18 protein-coding genes are annotated in these 16843 nt (G+C 69.4%); 14 read left to right on the forward strand and 4 right to left on the reverse strand.

Going from position 1 to position 16843, the window contains the following annotated elements; all coding sequences use genetic code 11:
• Nucleotides 1-45: 45 nt before the first annotated feature.
• From Psi02_RS17215 to Psi02_RS17255, 9 genes are all read left to right on the forward strand, one after another.
• The gene (locus tag Psi02_RS17215) at nucleotides 46-1074 is read left to right on the forward strand and encodes an energy-coupling factor ABC transporter permease (protein WP_203975274.1); all 1029 of its coding nucleotides are present in this window, start codon (nucleotides 46-48) and stop codon (nucleotides 1072-1074) included.
• A gap of 52 nt (nucleotides 1075-1126) precedes the next feature.
• Nucleotides 1127-1891: a cobalt ECF transporter T component CbiQ gene (cbiQ, locus tag Psi02_RS17220; protein WP_203975276.1), complete on the forward strand. Its 765-nt coding sequence runs from the start codon at nucleotides 1127-1129 to the stop codon at nucleotides 1889-1891.
• The gene (locus Psi02_RS17225; protein WP_203975278.1) at nucleotides 1888-2655 is read left to right on the forward strand and encodes an energy-coupling factor ABC transporter ATP-binding protein; all 768 of its coding nucleotides are present in this window, start codon (nucleotides 1888-1890) and stop codon (nucleotides 2653-2655) included. Before cbiQ ends, Psi02_RS17225 begins: the two co-directional genes overlap by 4 nt.
• Before the next feature lie 38 nt (nucleotides 2656-2693).
• Nucleotides 2694-3038, forward strand: a complete 345-nt coding sequence (locus Psi02_RS17230) for an STAS domain-containing protein (RefSeq protein ID WP_203975280.1) — start codon at nucleotides 2694-2696, stop codon at nucleotides 3036-3038.
• A gap of 33 nt (nucleotides 3039-3071) precedes the next feature.
• Entirely contained in the window at nucleotides 3072-3851 is a 780-nt protein-coding gene (locus Psi02_RS17235) for an SDR family NAD(P)-dependent oxidoreductase (protein WP_203975282.1), read from the forward strand.
• Between the two features lie 40 nt (nucleotides 3852-3891).
• The gene (locus Psi02_RS17240) at nucleotides 3892-4656 is read left to right on the forward strand and encodes a crotonase/enoyl-CoA hydratase family protein (protein WP_203975285.1); all 765 of its coding nucleotides are present in this window, start codon (nucleotides 3892-3894) and stop codon (nucleotides 4654-4656) included.
• Nucleotides 4657-4741: 85 nt separating this feature from the next.
• Nucleotides 4742-5368: a rhomboid family intramembrane serine protease gene (locus Psi02_RS17245; RefSeq protein ID WP_239094954.1), complete on the forward strand. Its 627-nt coding sequence runs from the start codon at nucleotides 4742-4744 to the stop codon at nucleotides 5366-5368.
• A gap of 339 nt (nucleotides 5369-5707) precedes the next feature.
• Nucleotides 5708-6337: an RNA polymerase sigma factor gene (locus Psi02_RS17250; RefSeq protein WP_203975287.1), complete on the forward strand. Its 630-nt coding sequence runs from the start codon at nucleotides 5708-5710 to the stop codon at nucleotides 6335-6337.
• The gene (locus tag Psi02_RS17255) at nucleotides 6334-7416 is read left to right on the forward strand and encodes a CU044_5270 family protein (RefSeq protein WP_203975289.1); all 1083 of its coding nucleotides are present in this window, start codon (nucleotides 6334-6336) and stop codon (nucleotides 7414-7416) included. Before Psi02_RS17250 ends, Psi02_RS17255 begins: the two co-directional genes overlap by 4 nt.
• Before the next feature lie 151 nt (nucleotides 7417-7567).
• Here the strand turns inward: Psi02_RS17255 and serC are convergent, their stop codons facing one another.
• Entirely contained in the window at nucleotides 7568-8680 is a 1113-nt protein-coding gene (serC, locus tag Psi02_RS17260) for a phosphoserine transaminase (protein WP_203975291.1), read from the reverse strand.
• Nucleotides 8681-9099: 419 nt separating this feature from the next.
• The gene (locus Psi02_RS17265; protein WP_203953408.1) at nucleotides 9100-10206 is read right to left on the reverse strand and encodes a citrate synthase 2; all 1107 of its coding nucleotides are present in this window, start codon (nucleotides 10204-10206) and stop codon (nucleotides 9100-9102) included.
• Nucleotides 10207-10374: 168 nt separating this feature from the next.
• On the opposite strand from Psi02_RS17265, the gene pdxH reads away from it, so the two are divergent.
• Nucleotides 10375-11034 carry a pyridoxamine 5'-phosphate oxidase gene (gene pdxH / locus Psi02_RS17270; RefSeq protein ID WP_203975293.1) on the forward strand — a complete coding sequence of 220 codons (660 nt, stop codon included), beginning with the start codon at nucleotides 10375-10377 and terminating at the stop codon, nucleotides 11032-11034.
• A 44-nt stretch (nucleotides 11035-11078) separates the two neighbouring features.
• Here the strand turns inward: pdxH and Psi02_RS41075 are convergent, their stop codons facing one another.
• Nucleotides 11079-11468 carry a uracil-DNA glycosylase family protein gene (locus tag Psi02_RS41075; RefSeq protein ID WP_344052173.1) on the reverse strand — a complete coding sequence of 130 codons (390 nt, stop codon included), beginning with the start codon at nucleotides 11466-11468 and terminating at the stop codon, nucleotides 11079-11081.
• On the opposite strand from Psi02_RS41075, the gene Psi02_RS17275 reads away from it, so the two are divergent.
• From Psi02_RS17275 to Psi02_RS17290, 4 genes are all read left to right on the forward strand, one after another.
• Nucleotides 11459-12163 (forward strand): iron-dependent transcriptional repressor DtxR, encoded by a 705-nt coding sequence (locus tag Psi02_RS17275; RefSeq protein WP_203953410.1) that lies wholly within the window; start codon nucleotides 11459-11461, stop codon nucleotides 12161-12163. The genes Psi02_RS41075 and Psi02_RS17275 overlap by 10 nt on opposite strands.
• 122 nt (nucleotides 12164-12285) lie before the next feature.
• Nucleotides 12286-14511 carry a SpoIIE family protein phosphatase gene (locus Psi02_RS17280; protein WP_203975295.1) on the forward strand — a complete coding sequence of 742 codons (2226 nt, stop codon included), beginning with the start codon at nucleotides 12286-12288 and terminating at the stop codon, nucleotides 14509-14511.
• 184 nt (nucleotides 14512-14695) lie between these two features.
• On the forward strand, nucleotides 14696-15472 hold the full coding sequence (locus Psi02_RS17285) for an alpha/beta fold hydrolase (protein ID WP_203975297.1): 777 nt from the start codon (nucleotides 14696-14698) through the stop codon (nucleotides 15470-15472).
• 39 nt (nucleotides 15473-15511) lie between these two features.
• Nucleotides 15512-15673, forward strand: coding sequence for a hypothetical protein (locus Psi02_RS17290; RefSeq protein ID WP_203953413.1), 162 nt, complete (start codon nucleotides 15512-15514; stop codon nucleotides 15671-15673).
• A 21-nt stretch (nucleotides 15674-15694) separates the two neighbouring features.
• On the opposite strand, the gene Psi02_RS17295 is transcribed toward Psi02_RS17290, so the two are convergent.
• Nucleotides 15695-16840 (reverse strand): acyl-CoA dehydrogenase family protein, encoded by a 1146-nt coding sequence (locus Psi02_RS17295; RefSeq protein ID WP_203975299.1) that lies wholly within the window; start codon nucleotides 16838-16840, stop codon nucleotides 15695-15697.
• Between the last annotated feature and the right edge of the window lie 3 nt (nucleotides 16841-16843).

Here is a 16843-nt window from a genome sequence, read left to right on the forward strand (position 1 = left end):
CTCTAGGGTGAGGGCGTATTCCTGCCGTCTTGGAGGGGCTTGTCGATGCACGTGCCTGATGGGTTCTTCGACGTTCCCGTGTCCGCCGGAGCCGGAGTGGTCGCGGCCGCCGGTGTCGCGGTCTGCCTGCGGCGGGCCCGCCGGGAACTGGACGACCGCACCGCCCCGATGGCCGGTCTCGTGGCCGCCTTCATCTTCGCCGTCCAGATGCTCAACTTCCCCGTCGCGGCCGGCACCAGCGGTCATCTGCTGGGAGGGGCGCTGGCCGCCATACTCGTCGGCCCGGCCACGGCCGTCCTGTGCGTGGCCGTGGTCCTGCTCGTCCAGGGCTTCTTCTTCGCCGACGGCGGCCTGACGGCGCTCGGCGTCAACATCACCCTGATGGCGATCGTCACCTCGGTCGTGGGCTGGGCCGTCTTCCGGCTGGTGAGCAGGAGCGCCCCGCGGAGCCGTACCGCGGTGATCGTGGGGTCGTTCCTGGCGGCGCTGGTCTCCGTGCCCACGTCCGCGCTCGTCTTCACCGCCCTGTTCTGGCTCGGCGGCACCGCGCCGATCGAGTTGTCGTCCGTCGCCGCCGCGATGGGCGGCGTCCACGTGCTGATCGGTCTGGGCGAGGCGCTGATCACCGCCCTCACAGTGAGCAGCGTGCTGGCCGTGCGGCCCGACCTGGTGTACGGCGCCCGCGGCCTGGCGGCGCCCCTCGTGCTCCGCACGGCCGACGGCGAGGTCGCGGTGGAGGAGCCCGCGACCCTGCCCGCGCCGAAGCGTGGCCTCCGGCCGGTCCTGCTCGGCGGCGGACTCGTCGCCCTTCTGCTCGCCGGGGTCGTGTCGTTCTACGCCTCGAGCGCACCCGACGGCCTGAACAAGGTGGCCGCCGACAAGGGGTTCAACGCCTACGAGAGGCCCCACGACCTGGAGAACGGGCCACTGGCCGGATACGGCGTCAGCGGCGTCGAGGACGAGCGGCTGTCCGGCGGCCTCGCCGGGATCGCCGGCGTCGGGATCACCGTGCTCGTCGGCGGTGCGATCTTCTTCACGGTCCGGCGCAGGCGTCAGGACAAGGCCGTCGCGTGAGCGTTGAACGTCGCCGCGGAGTTCCCCGTAGGCGGGGCCGGGGGAGTCGCGGGTGAGCGCGGGTCATCATCACGCCCTCTACCTGCCAGGTGACACGCCGGTGCATCGTCTGCCGCCGCAGTGCAAGCTGATCGCGGCGGTGGGATTCGCCGTGGCGGTGGTGGCGACTCCCCGCGAGGCCTGGGGGGCGTTCGGCGTCGACGTGCTGCTGCTGGCGGCGGTCGCGGCGGTCGCGCGGATTCCCCCCGCCCTCGTCCTGCGCCGCATGGTCGTCGAGGTGCCGTTCGTGTTGTTCGCCGTCGCGATCCCGTTCATCGGCCTCGGGGAGCGGACCGAGGTGCTGGGAGTCTCCCTGAGCCTGCCGGGCCTCTGGGCGGCCTGGAACATCCTGGCCAAGGCCACGCTCGGGGTGGTCGCCTCGATCCTGCTGGCGGCGACCACCGAGCCGCGCATGATGCTTCTCGGGGCGGAGCGGCTCCGGCTGCCGGCGCTGCTCGTGCAGATCGCCATGTTCATGCTTCGCTACATGAGCGTGATCCTCGACCAGGCCCGGCGGATGCGGATCGCGAGGGAGTCGCGGGGGTTCGTCGCCAGGGACATCCGCCAGGCGCCCGTCCTGGCCAGGTCGGCGGGCGCGCTGTTCATCAGGTCGTACGAAAGGGGAGAGCGGGTGCACCTCGCCATGCTGAGCCGCGGCTACACCGGTCAGATGCCCGTCATCCATGATCTGCCGGCGTCGTGGCGGCAGTGGAGCGCCGCCGCCGTCCTCCCGGCGCTGGCCCTCACGACGGCCGTGGTCGCGCGGAGCCTGGCATGACACCGGGAAGCGGCTTGGGAACCGCCGCATCGCTCCAGGTGAGCGGTCTCGCGTATGCCTATCCGGACGGAACCCAGGCGCTGTTCGGCGTCGACCTGACCATCACGCGAGGTGAGCGCGTCGCGCTGCTCGGGCCCAACGGCGCGGGCAAGACCACGCTGGTCATGCATCTCAACGGCATCCTCACCGCGGGCCACGGGACGGTCGAGGTGGCCGGGCTCCTCGTCCGTGCCGACACGCTCCGGGAGATCCGCCGCCGGGTCGGGCTGGTCTTCCAGGATCCCGACGACCAGTTGTTCATGCCGACCGTGCGTGAGGACGTCGCGTTCGGGCCGGCCAACCTGGGCGTCCGGGGGGCCGAACTGGAGCGGAGGGTGGCGGACGCGCTGGACCGGGTCGGCATGCTGGAGGCGGCGGACCGGCCGCCGCACCATCTGTCGTTCGGCCAGCGGCGTCGGGTGGCGGTGGCCACCGTGCTGGCGATGGAGCCGGAGATCCTCGTGCTGGACGAGCCGTCGTCGAACCTCGATCCCGCCTCACGTCGCGAGCTCGCCCAGATCCTGAAAAATCTGGATGTGACGGTGCTGATGGTCACGCACGATCTTCCGTACGCGCTGGAACTGTGCGAGCGCTCCCTCATCCTCTCCCGGGGGGTGATCGCCGCGGACGGGGCCACGCGGTCCCTGCTCGCCGACGACGAATTGCTGGCCGCCCACCGGCTCGAGTTGCCGTACGGCTTCGCGCCGTCTGCTCACCCACGGTGATGCGCAAGTAAAGTGGGCCTCGCGGAGGAGGTTCAACGATGAAGCTGCGACTCGCGCGCCGGTCGGCCTCGGGCGCCGTCGTCGTGGCGGTGGAAGGTGAGCTCGATCTGTTCACGGCTCCGTTTCTGCGGGACGAGGTGCGTGATGCGATCAAGCAGGACGGGCCCACGCTCGTGCTCGACCTCGCCGCCCTGTCATTCATGGACTCGAGCGGGCTCAGCGTGCTGATCGAGGCGTACCGCCTGGCCGCGAGCGAGGGCGGCGGCGTCTGCCTGGCCGCTCCTCAGGCCCCGGTGGCCCGCATCCTGCGGACCACCGGCCTTGACCGGCGCATCAAGGTCTACCCGGATGTCGACACCGCGATTTTGCGCCATCCCGAGTAGAACTTCATTCGGTTCTCGCGTTAAGGTCCGGCTATGGACCTGAACGGAGCAGCAGTCATCATTTCGGGCGGTGCCAGTGGCCTCGGTGAGGCCACGGCCCGCGAGCTGGCGAGCCTCGGCGCGACCGCGGTCATCGCCGACCTGAACGCCGAGCGCGGCAAGGCGCTCGCCGACGAGCTGGGCGGCGTGTTCGCCCAGACCGACGTCTCGGACGAGGCCTCGGTGCAGGCCGCCGTCGACGTCGCGGTCGCCACCGGCAAGCCGCTGCGCGCCGTCGTCAGCAGCGCCGGCATCGGCTGGGCGTCCAGGACCGTCGGCCGTGACGGCTCCCCCCACGACCTCGCCACCTACCGCAAGGTGATCGACGTCAACCTGATCGGCACCTTCAACCTCATGCGCATCGGCGCGGCCGCCATGGCGAAGACCGAGCCCGTCGACGCCGACGGCGCGCGCGGAGTCGTCATCAACACCGCGTCGGTGGCCGGCATCGAGGGCCAGACCGGTCAGGTGGCGTACTCGGCCTCCAAGGGCGGGATCATCGGCATGACCCTTCCCGCCGCCCGCGACCTGGCGGCGATCGGCGTCCGCGTCCTGACCATCGCTCCCGGCATCATCGACACCCCGATCTACGGCACGATCGGCGACAAGAACGCCGAGGAGTTCAAGGCCAAGCTCATCGGGCCGGTGGCCTTCCCCAAGCGGCTCGGCCGGGCGTCGGAGTTCGGGCACCTCGTCCGTGCGCTGATCGAGAACGACTACATGAACGGCGAAGTCATCCGCTTCGACGGCGGCATCCGCTTCCAGCCCAAGTAAGTTCTCGTTGCTCGCCGTAACTCCCGACTCTGGAGACTCCATGTCTGACGAGGTTCTGCTAGAGGTCGACGGCGGGGTCGCCGTCATCACGATCAACCGGCCGAAGGCCAGGAACGCGGTCAACGGAGCCGTGGCTCGCGGCATCGCGTCGGCCGTCGACGAACTGGACGAGCGCAAGGACGTCGCCGTCATCGTCCTCACGGGCGCCGGCGGCACGTTCTCCGCGGGCATGGACCTCAAGGGGTTCCTGACCGGCGACCTCCCCGTGGTCGAGGGGCGCGGCTTCGGCGGCCTCACCGAAGCGCCTCCGCGCAAGCCCGTCATCGCCGCGGTGGAGGGCTACGCGCTCGCCGGCGGTTTCGAGCTGGCTCTGGCGTGCGACATCGTCGTCGCCTCCGAGGCGGCCACGTTCGGCCTGCCCGAGCCCAAGCGCGGGCTGGTGGCGGGCGCGGGCGGGATCATGCGGCTCCCGCGTCGCATCCCGTACCACGTCGCCATGGAGATCGCCCTGACGGGCGACCACTATCCGGCGTCCCGGCTCTACGAGCTCGGGCTGGTCAACCGGCTCACGCCGGCGGGCGAGGCGCTGGCCGGCGCACGCGAGCTGGCCGCCAAGATCGCGGCCAACGCGCCGCTGGCCCTGGCCGCGACGAAGCAGGTGATCGTCGAGTCGGCGGACTGGTCGCGCGAGGAGATGTTCAAGAAGCAGGGCGCGATCATCAGCCCCGTGTTCAGCTCCAAGGACGCGATGGAGGGCGCCGCCGCCTTCGCCGAGAAGCGGCCGCCGGCCTGGAAGGGCGAATAGGCGAACTGCCCGGTCCCCGCGTGAATGATCATGCGGCGACCGGGCAGTTCTCCCACTCGTGGGCAGAACAAATTACGGTAAAGACATGAGCGATTCCGGGAGCGGCCTTTCCCCAGCCGGCGGATCGATGAAGGACCGTACGGCAAGGCTCCTCACCGGAGCGCTCGGCAGCGCGATCGTGATGATCGTGCTCCTGTCCGTCATGTGGGCCGTGGAGATCGTCGACTACGTCCAGAACGGCAGCCTCGACCGCTACGGGATCATCGCGCACGAGCCGGACGGGTTGCCGGGCATCCTGTTCGCCCCGTTCCTGCACGCCGGTTTCGCCCATCTCATGGCCAACTCGGTGCCGCTGCTCATCCTGGGCTTCCTGGCGGCCATCCGGGGGATCAGCCGCTTCCTCACCGCCAGTCTCGTGATCATCCTCGTCAGCGGTTCGGGCGTGTGGCTCACCAGCCCGCCGAACACGCTGACGCTCGGCGCGAGCGGCCTCGTTTTCGGATATTTCGGCTATGTGGTGGCCCGCGGGTTGTTCGATCGCCGGGCCCTGGACATCGTCCTCGGCGTGATCGTCGCCGTCCTCTACTACTCGATCCTGTGGGGCGCGCTGCCGAGCCAGCCCGGCATCTCCTGGCAGGGCCATCTCTTCGGCCTCATCGGCGGCATCGTCGCCGCCTGGTTCCTGCGCCGCCGCCGCCGCGGCGTCGTCTGAGCCGCACCCAGAGTGTCCTGAGCCGCAGCGTCCTGAGCCGTCACCGAGTGTCCTGAGCCGCCCACCGAGTCTTCCCGCGCCGCCGACCGGGCCCCTGAGCCCGGCGGCCGCCCCCTGAGCCGCCCGCCGGGCGGGCGCGCACCGCCTCCTGTACGGCCCCTGACCTGCTCAGGGTTAGTGTGGGACGTCTCCTGGAGCGGCGCGGGGTGGTCCTCGCGCCCGCCGCCATCGTCCGCTCGTGTGATCGGCCGTGAGGTCCTCGACGGGGCGCGCGCTCCGGTGTGAGCGACTGTGAGCGACGTCATAGGAACCGGCGGTGCGCGGTTGGCAGAACTAGATATGGATCCTGGGTTCCGCGCCCGTGTTCGGGCGGGTGACGAGACCTCGTTCGTCGTCCTTTTCCGGGAGCACGGGACGGCGGTGTACAACCACTGCTTCCGGCTCACCGGAGATTGGTCGGTGGCCGAGGACTGCACCTCACTGGTGTTCCTGGAAGCCTGGCGCCTACGGGAAAAGGTCGAGCCGGAAGGCTCCAGCCTGTTGCCGTGGCTGCTGGGGATCGCCACGAACGTGGTGCACCGCCGGCGCCGGGTGGCCCGCCGCCACCAGGCGTTGATGGAACGGATGCCGGCTCCTGAGCTTCTGCCGGACTTCGCCGATGAGGTGGTGGGTCGCCTGGAGGACCAGGAGAAGATCGCCGCCGTGCGCCAGGTCCTGGAGCGCCTGCCCAAGGCCGATCGCGATGTGCTGGCCTTGTGCGCGTGGGCGGGGCTCGACTACGCCGCCGCCGCTCAGGCGCTGGGAGTCCCCGTCGGCACGGTCCGCTCCCGCCTGTCACGGGCCCGCCGTCGCCTGGAGAAGCTCGCCGAGAAAAATCTCCGCCAGAACGTGGAACCCTCGCCCGGGGCCAGGCAGCTAACAGGTGACCGCGACAGTGCGGTCCGGCCGGATGAAAGGAAGCACCGATGACGCCAGGTCCAGACGACGACCTGCGGGTACTGCGTCGGATGTTGCCGGTGCCCGTCGAGCGGGACTTCCCGCCTGGCCGACGACACCAGCGTGAGGAACACCTGATGAGCACCTTGTCGCAAGCGGGCGAAAGCACCGCCGCCGGGGCGCCGGCCGGCCGCGGGGCGCCGGCCCGGATATTCCGCCGACGGGGACTGGCGTTGGCCGGAACCGTCGCCGCGGTCGGAGCACTCACCCTCAGCCTGACCCTGGTCGTGTCCGGGACCGGCGGTGCGCCCACCCCTGCCGCGGCCGCCGTCGCCACGCCCAAGCTGCTGACCTACGTCCAGGACGCTCCCGGCCAGGACGCCCCCGAGATCCTCGGCCGGCTCGCGGACACCGCCGCCCACCGGCCGGACACCGTCATCACCGGCACCGAGCACCTCAAGAATCGCGGCTGGTACCTCAACAGCAGCGTCGACGACGGCAAGACCACCTCCGCGGTGGTTCCGACCGAACGCGAGTCGTGGATCAACCCGGACGGCTCCGCACACTCCATCACGCGCACCGGCGCGCCGGAGTTCCCCACGGACAAGGCCCGCGCCTACTGGAAGAAGCAGGGCTGGTCCACCGAGCCCGGCAAGCCCGAGGTGAAGGACACGCAGGCCGGAGTCGAAGGCCGGATGTGGAAGGACCGGCCCCCCACCGACCCCGAGGCCCTGAAGACCTGGCTCGAAAAGGATCACCCGGCGGAGAACGGTCCGGCGGAAACAGTGGTCGCCATCACCGACCTGATCGGGGAACGGGTCCTCAGCGCTCCGGAACGCGCCGCGGTCCTGCGCGTGCTGGCCACGGTTCCCGGCCTCAGGTACGAGGGCACCACCACCGACCGGGCCGGCCGTACCGGCAAGGCGTTCTCGCTGGACAGCGACCACGGCGGCCTGCCGAACCGGAAGACCTTGATCGTCGATCCCGCCACCGGGCGCATCATCGACGACGAGGAGACGCTCACCGAGACCGCGGGCAAGCTGGGCGTGCCCATCCCGTCGGTCATCTCCTACACCGTCTACCTCGCAGCCGACACCGCTCCCAGGCAGTAGCCGGCGACGACGAGCCGCCCACCGGCGGCTCTCCTTCTCAGCGCGGGAGGCCGCACCCTGTCCGGGTGCGGCCTCCCGCGCGTGAACCCGTAGGAAGGGCTCAAGGGCCGTACGGCCCAGCCTGGGCCGGGCCGTACGGCCGGATGTGCGACTAGAGCCGCTCGACCACGTAGTCGACGCAGGTGGTCAGCGCCTCGATGTCGGCCGGGTCGATGGCCGGGAACATCGCGACGCGGAGCTGGTTGCGCCCAAGCTTGCGGTAGGGCTCGGTGTCGACGATGCCGTTGGCCCGAAGGATCTTCGCCACCGCGGCGGCGTCCACCGAGTCGTCGAAGTCGATCGTGCCGACCACGTTGGAGCGCTGCGCCGGGTCGGCGACGAACGGCGTGGTGTACGACGTCTTGTCCGCCCAGGTATACAGCCGGGACGCGGAGTCGGCCGTGCGGGCCGTCGTCCAGGCCAGGCCGCCCTGGGAGTTCATCCAGTCGAGCTGGTCGGCCAGCAGGAAGAGCGTCGCGACCGCGGGCGTGTTGTAGGTCTGGTCCTTGACCGAGTTGTCGATCGCCGTCGGCAGGCTGAAGAACTCGGGGACGAACCGGCCGCTCTCCGCGATCTCCGTCACCCGGGCCAGCGCCTTGGGCGAGAAGAGGGCGAGCCAGAGGCCGCCGTCGGAGGCGAAGCTCTTCTGGGGCGCGAAGTAGTAGACGTCGAACTCCTCCGCGGACACCGGAAGGCCGCCGGCGCCGCTCGTGGCGTCGACCAGCACCAGGGAGTCGTCCTCGACGACCCGCTTGATCGGCATCGCGACGCCGGTCGAGGTCTCGTTGTGCGTGAGCGCGTAGACGTCCACGCCCTCCTCGGCCACGGCGACCGGGTGGGCGCCCGCGTCCGCCTTGATCACGGTCGGCTCGCCCAGCCACGGGGCCTTCTTCGCCACCGTCGCGAACTTGGACGAGAACTCGCCGAAGTTGAGGTGCTGCGACCTGTCCCGGATGAGGCCGAAGGAGGCGATGTCCCAGAACGCCGTGGTGCCGCCGTTGCCGAGCACGACCTCGTATCCCTCAGGCAGGGAGAACAGGTCGGACAGCCCGGAGCGGACGCGCGCGACGAGGTTCTTGACGGGCTTTTGGCGGTGGGACGTGCCCATCACGCTCGCACCGGCTCCGGCGAGCGCCGCCAGTTGCTCGGGGCGAACCTTCGAGGGCCCGCAGCCGAAACGGCCGTCAGCGGGTTTGATGTCAGCGGGAATCACGATGTCAGCCACCTAACCAAGGGTAGTTAGCCGGCCTCGCGCTCGTTCCTCGGGTCCGCGATGTGAGAAATGCGCGATCTACAGCCGATAGGGGAGCCCGGATGAGGCTCTGATCCTTTCCGCTGGGACCCACCCCCGCGATCCGCTCCGAGAGAGGCGTTCCAGCGCACGGTGTCCTGCACGATCCCGTCTACTACGGCGTCCAGGGAGGAGGGATCTCCAAGGCGGCCCTGGACGCCCGTCAGGAGCGACCCGACGTTCCACTACTACGCGGGACGGGCGCCGAGTTCCTCGACTTCCTCAGGGCGCTAGAGGGCAAGTCCTGCGGGCCCGGGGCGGTGGAGGTCATCGCCGGCTGGGGGCCGGGGCTCCTCACGAAGATGGCCCGCTCGTGAGGAGCGGGCCATCGATCATGCGTCAGATGTATGCGGTCAGACTCTGCCGACCACGTCGGCGGCGCCGGAGACGTCGTTGACCGAACGCTGCGGCGGACCCACGTAGGTGGCGCTGGGGCGGACCAGCCTGCCCGTGCGCTTCTGCTCCAGGACGTGCGCGGCCCAACCGGCCGTGCGCGCGCAGGTGAACATGGACGTGAACATGTGCGAGGGAACCTGGGCGAAGTCGAGGATGATCGCCGCCCAGAACTCGACGTTGGTCGCGAGGACCCGGTCGGGCTTGCGGGCGTGCAACTCCTCCAGCGCCGCCGTCTCCAGCGCGGCCGCCACCTCGTAACGCGGCGCGTCCAGTTCCTTGGCGGTACGGCGGAGCACCCGGGCCCGCGGGTCTTCGGCGCGGTAGACCCGGTGGCCGAAGCCCATGAGCCGCTCGCCCTTGTCCAACTGGCTCTGGACGTACTTCTTGGCGTCGCCGGTCTGCTCGACGCCTTCGATCATGTGGAGCACCCGGGCGGGAGCGCCACCGTGCAGCGGGCCGGACATGGCGCCCACCGCACCCGACAAGGCCGCGGCCACGTCCGCGCCGGTGGAGGCGATCACCCGCGCGGTGAACGTCGAGGCGTTCATCCCGTGCTCGGCGGCCGAGGTCCAGTAGGCGTCGATGGCCTTGACGTGCTTGGGATCGGGCTCGCCGCGCCAGCGGATCATGAACCGCTCGACGATGCTCTCCGCCTCGTCGACGCGCTTTTGGGGGACCATGGGAAGGCCCAGACCGCGAGCGGACTGGGCCACGAAGGAAAGGGCGGTTACAGAGGCCCTGGCGAGATCGTCGCGGGCCTGATCGTCATCGATGTCGAGGAGCGGGCGGAATCCGAAGGCGGGAGCGAGCATGGCCAGCGCGCTCTGCACATCGACACGGATGTCGCCTGAGTGGACGGGAACGGGGTACGGCTCCGCCGGGGGGAGACCCGGCTGGAATTCGTTGTCGACGAGCAGGCCCCAGACATGTCCGTAAGAGACATGGCCCACGAGCTCTTCGATGTCGACGCCCCGATAACGCAGGGCGCCCCCTTCTTTGTCCGGTTCCGCGATCTCGGTCTCGAACGCCACCACGCCCTCGAGACCGGGTTTGAAGTCGGACATTCTCGGCTCCCTCTCTCTTGTGAAGTCCAAAGCCTTGATGTCGAGATACCGGCGGGTCAATTTAACCCTCAGGGCGTCACTGGTCTGCCCCGGGCCCTCTCAAACGCCGTTGTCCCAGGTAGGGGGTGCTGCGTTCGACACCAGCCAAGCGCGCAACAATATCGTTCCGTGGACAGCGCATCGCAACTCCCCGGTCTCCGGCGCAGCTATGAGGGCCGGCCGCTGATCGAGGCCGACCTCGCGGACGACCCCCTGGTGCAGTTCACCCTGTGGTTCGCCGACGCCGTCTCCGCGGGTCTCCCCGAGCCGAACGCGATGATCCTCGCCACCTCGTCGGCGGGGGGCCGTCCCTCCGCGCGGACGGTCCTCCTCAAGGGCTTCGACGAGCGGGGCTTCACCTTCTTCACCAACTACGAATCCCGCAAGGGCCGCGACCTGGCCGAGAACCCCCGCGCCTGCCTCCTCTTCCCCTGGCACCCGATCCGGCGCCAGGTTCGCGTCGAAGGCCGGGCCGTACGGCTGTCGCGCGAGGAGACCGCCGCCTATTTCAACAGCCGCCCGTACGGCTCCCGCATCGGCGCGTGGGCGTCGAGGCAGTCGGCCGTCGTCCCGTCGCGAGAGGAACTCGACGCCCGCTATCGGGAACTCGCGGAACGCTGGCCCACCGATCCGCCGGTGCCGGAGTTCTGGGGCGGCTACCGTGTGCTGCCCGCGGAGATCGAGTTCTGGCAGGGTCAGACCGACCGCATGCACGACCGCATCCGCTACCGGCTCACCGGAGGGACCGGATCGAGCGCCGTCTGGCTTCGCGAGCGACTGGCCCCCTGAGGGAGTGTCCGCCACACAGCATGATTTTCCCGACATGCCCATGGTCATGACAGGCCGTCACGCGGGTTCGGGTGGCGCCGTCGCCCCGAGCGCCGCGGCGGCGTCCCCGCTTCCTCCAGGCCCCTGTCGAGTATCCGGCCCGCCGGTCCGACGAATGGCGCTGCCCGGCGATCCTTCTGATCACCGGGCTGCTCACCCACGATCATGTACGCGGCGCCTTGCCGGCCCGCCCAGAAGACCGTCTGCGTGGCGTTCCGGAACAAATCGCAGCCCTCACGGGACCGGGCCGCCGGCGCCGGCAGGCCGGGCCGGGCCGGAAGGAATCGCTCTGCTCCGATGTTTGTCACCCTAGGATCGCTTCCCAGACACAGTCGGCTGCGAACGCTTCGGGAGGTCGTAGCATCGATACAGAACTGGAGGAACCGTGACGGCACATGGCCTGATCGACACGACGGAGATGTATCTCCGTACGATCTTCGAGCTGGAAGAAGAGGGAATCGTTCCGTTGCGCGCGCGCATCGCGGAACGGTTGACGCAGAGCGGGCCCACGGTGAGCCAGACGGTCGCGAGGATGGAACGTGACGGCCTGGTCAAGGTCGAGGGCGATCGCCATCTGAGCCTGACCGATCTCGGCCGCAAGCTCGCCATCAGGGTCATGCGCAAACACCGCCTGGCCGAGTGCCTGCTGATCCAGGTGATCGGGCTCCCCTGGGAAGAGGTCCACGTCGAGGCCTGCCGCTGGGAGCACGTCATGTCGGAGTCCGTCGAGACCCGGCTCCTCCAGTTGCTCGACCACCCGACCGTCTGCCCGCACGGCAATCCCATTCCCGGTCTCAGCGAGCTGGGCGAATCACAGTCCGGTTTGACCAAGGATGAGGTCGTGTCTCCCATGGCCGATCTCGCAGGTCCGGCGATGGTTCCGGTTGTCGTTCGCCGAATTAGCGAACAAGTGCAAAGCGACCCCGCCCTGATGCTTAAACTCAAGCAAGTTGGGATACAACCCGGACGCGAGGTGACGCTCGCGGCTAGCGACGACGGTGTGCGGGTGACAGGGGACTGCGATGCGGACAGCACTTCCGCGGAACTTCCGCGCGATGTCGCGTCGCATGTTTTCGTCACCAGACGATGACGGAAAGAGTCGAGACTGGTTGAATCCCCATCGGGAGCCCCTCCTCTCCCGCGACACCCCACCCCCCCAGGAGCGCCCGTGGCCGGCTTGACGAACGTCCCACTCCCAAGGGTGGTGCTGGGATGAAACGTTGGGGGGATCTGACGCAGGACACCGCGGACCATCTGACCGCGGCCTCCGTCCTGGACCAGGCGGAGATGGCGGTGGTCGTCACCGACCGTTTCAGCAACGTCCTCTACTGGAATCCCTTCGCCGAGCAGTTGTTCGGCACCCCCGGATCCACCTCCGGCCGGGAGTCCCTCCTGTCCCTCGGCATCATGAAGAAGGACCACCCGCTCGCCGTCGAGCTCGCCAAGCACGTGTTGCGGGGCGGTGTCTGGGAGGGGACCTTCGACGTCGTCCGCGGCGACGGCACCATGATCTACGTCCGCGCCCAAGCCGTGCCGCTGCGGCACCAGTCCGGGTCCGTCACCGGGATCGTGATCACCGCGCGCGAGGCGATGCGGAGCAACGAGCGGGAAAAAGATCGTTTCGGCCTGCTGGAGCGCATCGGCGAACGGCTCGCGGGCTCGCTGTACGTCGAGGAGACGCTGAACCGGGTCGCAGAGATGCTGGTTCCCCAGTTCGCCGATCACTGCTTCATCGAGCTGGTGGAGAACGACCGGCTCATCCGCAAGGTCTCCACCCACGTCAACGGCTGGACGCCGCCCGCCGGCACGTGGAAGCCGGTCGGCGAGGAGATCAAGTATCCGCCCGGCCACTACGCGGAGACCGCGCAGAGCCGCCAGGAGACCATCCTGGTCGAGGACTTCTCCCAGGTCAGCTACCCGTCTCCCAGCGAGGGGGCGGCCCGGATCTGTGGCGAGGTCGGAATGACCTCCGCCATCGTGGCGCCGCTGTGCGCACGCGGCGAGATGCTCGGCCTCATGTACCTCGGCCTGTCCAACCTCACCGACCGGCGCTCGCCCCACTACGACGCCTTCGACCGCGACTTCGTGGGCGCGATCGCGACCCGGGTAGCGGTGGCCGTCGACAACGCCCTGCTGTTCGAGGAGGAGCGGCACACGGCCGAGTCGTTCCAGAAGCATCTGCTGCCCCGCGAGCTTCCGCGGCTGGACGGGCTGGAGATCGCCGTCCGGTACTTCCCCGCGGCGCCGCTGGCCTCGCACGGCCAGGGCATCCAGACGCAGGTCGGCGGCGACTGGTACGACGTGATCCCGCTGTCGGCGGGCCGCGTCGGCATCGTGATAGGCGACGTCGAAGGCAGGGGAGCCAAGGCCGCGGCGGTCATGGGCCAGCTCAGGGCCGCGTTGCGCGCCTTCGCGCAGGATGACAAGCCGCCGGCGGACATCCTCGCCCGTCTCGACGAGTGGACCAGGGTCGTCGCCCATCCCGAGCGCGACGACTTCGGCGCCGACATCACCAACCCTCCGCTGGTCACCTGTCAGTACCTCGTGTACGACGCGTGGTCGCGTCAGCTGTCGTTCGCCAACGCCGGTCACGCGCCGCCGCTGCTGATCGTCGACGGCAACGTCGCCGAGCTGGACATCACCGAGGTCGGCCAGCCGCTCGGCGTCCGCGCCAAGGGCGTGCACGCCGACCTGGTCTACAAGGAGGAGACGCGGACGCTCCCGCCGGGCGCGACCCTGTTGCTCTACACCGACGGACTCGTCGACCGGCGGCCGGCCCGCGGCTCCGAGGCCCCGTCGCTCAGCGACGACGAGGCGCTGCGGATCCTGTCCGAGAAGGTCGCCAAGCTCTCCGGGGAGCCCGTCGAGCGGATCGCCGACGCGGCGACCGTGGCCGTCCCCGGCGAGATCGACGACGACATGGCGATCCTGGTCGTCCGGTCGGTCGCGATGGAGCTCGAGGTCGAGGAGCGCACGTTCCCCGCGCAGCCGATCATGGTGAGCGAGGCGCGCCGGATGGCGTCCGAGGCATTCTCCGACTGGCAGGTGCCGGACGAGCGGGCCGACCTCGCCTGCCTGCTCGTGTCCGAGGTCGTCACCAACGTGGTGCTCCACGCCGCCAGCGCGAGCATTCCCCGCAGGGAACTGGTGCTCGACGGGCCGCCGCTGCCGTTCGACGAGTCCTGGGAGGTTCCGGGCTTCGAGGAGGAGATCGCCGGCGACAAGGAGTTCACCCTCCGCCTGCGCCGCGGCAAGGATTCGATCTGGGTCGAGGTCTTCGACCAGGATCTCCGCCTGCCCCGGATCCGCAGCGCGGGAGAGAACGACGAGGGCGGGCGCGGTCTCTACCTGGTCGACCAGTTGGCCAAGCGCTGGGGCTCCCGTCCCACCCGGGAGGGCAAGGCCGTCTGGTTCGAGATCCCCATCGGGGGTCGCTGAACCGGTCCGGATACCGGCCGTGACGGCGGTCCGTGATGCCGGGTCGCGGGCGCCGTCAGCGCGGCCGGGGCGGGTGCCGGACCACGGACGTATCCGTCGTCGCAGGTCATCGTGGCTGATCAGTGCGCCCATCAATGTGCCCGCCTACTGGTTCCGCGCGGCTTCGGGTGCTTGACTCGCAGGTATGGAGCTTGCCTACGACCGGCGCGGCAGCGGATCTCCGCTGGTGTTGATGCACGGCATCGGGCATCACCGGCAGGGATGGCAGCCCGTCCTCGAGTTGCTGGCCGAGCGGCACGACGTCATCGCCGTCGACTTCCCCGGGTTCGGGGAGTCGCCGCCGTTGCCCGCCGGCCTGCCGTACACCACGGAGACGCTCGGCACGGCGGTCGAGGAGTTCTGGACGTGGCTCGGTGTGAAGGATCCACATGTCGCCGGCAACTCGCTCGGCGGATACATCGCGTTGGACATGGCCTCGCGCGGGGTGGTCTGCACGGCCGCCGCACTCTCGCCCGCCGGATTCTGGTCCCGGACGGAGCACCTGTACGCGCGGACGGTCCTGCGGCTGTTGCGAACCACGGCGGAGGCCACCCGCGGACAGGGCGCCGCCGCACTCGTCTCCTCGAAGGCGGGTAAGGCGGTCGCACTGGGTCTTCTGATGGCCAAACCGTCCCGGGTGCCCGCCGACGCGATGCTCGCGGCGGTCGAGGCCCTGCGCGGGTGCGTGGGTTTCGACGCCACCCTCGACGCGTGTGCCTGGATGGGGCCGCCTCCTCCGCCCAAGGTGCCGATCACCATCGCCTGGGGTGAGCACGACCGCCTGCTGCCGCGCCGCCAGGCGGTGCGGGCGGCGCGGTGGTCGCAGGAACGCGTCATGTTGCTGTCGGGGTGCGGTCACCTGCCGATGAGCGACGATCCCGCCCTCGTCGCGCGGGTCATCCTCGATAGCAGTCGCGACTAGGGTCCGCGATCGAGCAGGAACCAACGCATACTGATCAGCATGGACTCCGGACTCATCCTTCTGATCTTCCTGGCGTTCCTGTTCGCGTGGTTACTGAACAAGGTCCGCAAGTTCTTCCGGCTGAGCCCGGTCGCCTACGCGGGCGTGATGATCGTCTTCGTGCTCGTCATGCTGGCCGTCTGGGGTCAGCAGTTCCGTTGAGCGGGAGCCGTACCGGCTGGTCTAGAAGCCGAACGACCTGCCGATGATCTCCTTCATGATCTCTGTGGTCCCTCCGTAGATCGTCTGGACGCGGCTGTCCAGCCATGCCTTGGCCACCGGGTACTCCAGCATGTAGCCGTAGCCGCCGTGCAGTTGGAGGCAGCGGTCGATCAGCTTCGTCTGCAGCTCGGTGGTCCACCACTTCGCCTTGGCGGCGTCGACGGCGGTGAGCTCTCCGGCGTTCAGCGCGACGATGCACCTGTCCACGTAGTGGCGGGCGATCTCCGCCTCCGTGGCCAGTTCGGCCAGCAGGAACCTCGTGTTCTGGAACTGGCCGATGCTCTTGCCGAACGCCTTGCGGTTCTTGCAGTACTCGATGGTCGTCTCGAGGACGGACTCGGCGGCGGCCACCGCACCGACCGCGATCGACAGGCGCTCCTGCGGGAGGTTGTGCATCAACTGCACGAAGCCCTGGCCGTCCTCGTCGCCGAGCCGGTTGGCGACGGGCACGTGGACGTTCTCGAAGAACAACTCGGCGGTGTCCTGGGCGTGCATGCCGATCTTCTCGAGGTTCCGTCCCCGGCTGAAACCCGCCATCCCGCGCTCGACGACGAGCAGCGTCGTGCCCCGCGCGCCGGCCGACGGGTCGGTCTTGGCCACGACCACCACGAGGTCGGAGTTGATGCCGTTCGTGATGAACGTCTTCTGGCCGTTCACCACATAGTGGTCGCCCTCGCGCAGGGCCGTGGTCCTGATGCCCTGCAGGTCGCTCCCGGCCCCCGGCTCGGTCATGGCGATGGCCGTGATCAGTTCTCCGGACGCGAACCCGGGCAGCCAGCGCTGCTTCTGCTCCTCGTTCGTCAGATCCACGAAATAGGGCGCCATCACGTCGTTGTGCAGGGAGAAGCCCAGGCCGGTCGCGCCGATGCGGGTGATCTCCTCCAGGACGACCGCGTTGTACCGGAAGTCGGTGATGCCGGCTCCGCCGAACTCCTCGGGCACGGAGAAGCCGAACATCCCCAGTTCGCCGGCCTTCTTCCAGACCTCGCGGGGGACGATGCCGTCCTTCTCCCACTGGTCGTGGTGGGGGACCACTTCGCGCGTCAGGAACTCACGAACGGTCTCGCGGAAGAGCAGGTGCTCCTCGTCGAAGAGGTCTCGCCGCATCGG

Source organism: Planotetraspora silvatica (assembly GCF_016863315.1).
GTDB lineage: Bacteria > Actinomycetota > Actinomycetes > Streptosporangiales > Streptosporangiaceae > Planotetraspora > Planotetraspora silvatica.

What these genes read in the sequence shown, in the direction of transcription:
- Psi02_RS17280 (WP_203975295.1), top strand. Translation starts at nt 12,286, where the DNA reads ATGAAACGTTGGGGGGATCTGACGCAGGACACCGCGGACCATCTGACC.
- Psi02_RS17285 (WP_203975297.1), top strand. Translation starts at nt 14,696, where the DNA reads ATGGAGCTTGCCTACGACCGGCGCGGCAGCGGATCTCCGCTGGTGTTG.
- Psi02_RS17225 (WP_203975278.1), top strand. Translation starts at nt 1,888, where the DNA reads ATGACACCGGGAAGCGGCTTGGGAACCGCCGCATCGCTCCAGGTGAGC.
- Psi02_RS17290 (WP_203953413.1), top strand. Translation starts at nt 15,512, where the DNA reads ATGGACTCCGGACTCATCCTTCTGATCTTCCTGGCGTTCCTGTTCGCG.
- Psi02_RS17245 (WP_239094954.1), top strand. Translation starts at nt 4,742, where the DNA reads ATGAGCGATTCCGGGAGCGGCCTTTCCCCAGCCGGCGGATCGATGAAG.
- Psi02_RS17235 (WP_203975282.1), top strand. Translation starts at nt 3,072, where the DNA reads ATGGACCTGAACGGAGCAGCAGTCATCATTTCGGGCGGTGCCAGTGGC.
- Psi02_RS17215 (WP_203975274.1), top strand. Translation starts at nt 46, where the DNA reads ATGCACGTGCCTGATGGGTTCTTCGACGTTCCCGTGTCCGCCGGAGCC.
- Psi02_RS17230 (WP_203975280.1), top strand. Translation starts at nt 2,694, where the DNA reads ATGAAGCTGCGACTCGCGCGCCGGTCGGCCTCGGGCGCCGTCGTCGTG.
- Psi02_RS17250 (WP_203975287.1), top strand. Translation starts at nt 5,708, where the DNA reads ATGGATCCTGGGTTCCGCGCCCGTGTTCGGGCGGGTGACGAGACCTCG.
- Psi02_RS17265 (WP_203953408.1), bottom strand. Translation starts at nt 10,206, where the DNA reads ATGTCCGACTTCAAACCCGGTCTCGAGGGCGTGGTGGCGTTCGAGACC.
- Psi02_RS17295 (WP_203975299.1), bottom strand. Translation starts at nt 16,840, where the DNA reads ATGCGGCGAGACCTCTTCGACGAGGAGCACCTGCTCTTCCGCGAGACC.
- Psi02_RS17240 (WP_203975285.1), top strand. Translation starts at nt 3,892, where the DNA reads ATGTCTGACGAGGTTCTGCTAGAGGTCGACGGCGGGGTCGCCGTCATC.
- Psi02_RS17255 (WP_203975289.1), top strand. Translation starts at nt 6,334, where the DNA reads ATGACGCCAGGTCCAGACGACGACCTGCGGGTACTGCGTCGGATGTTG.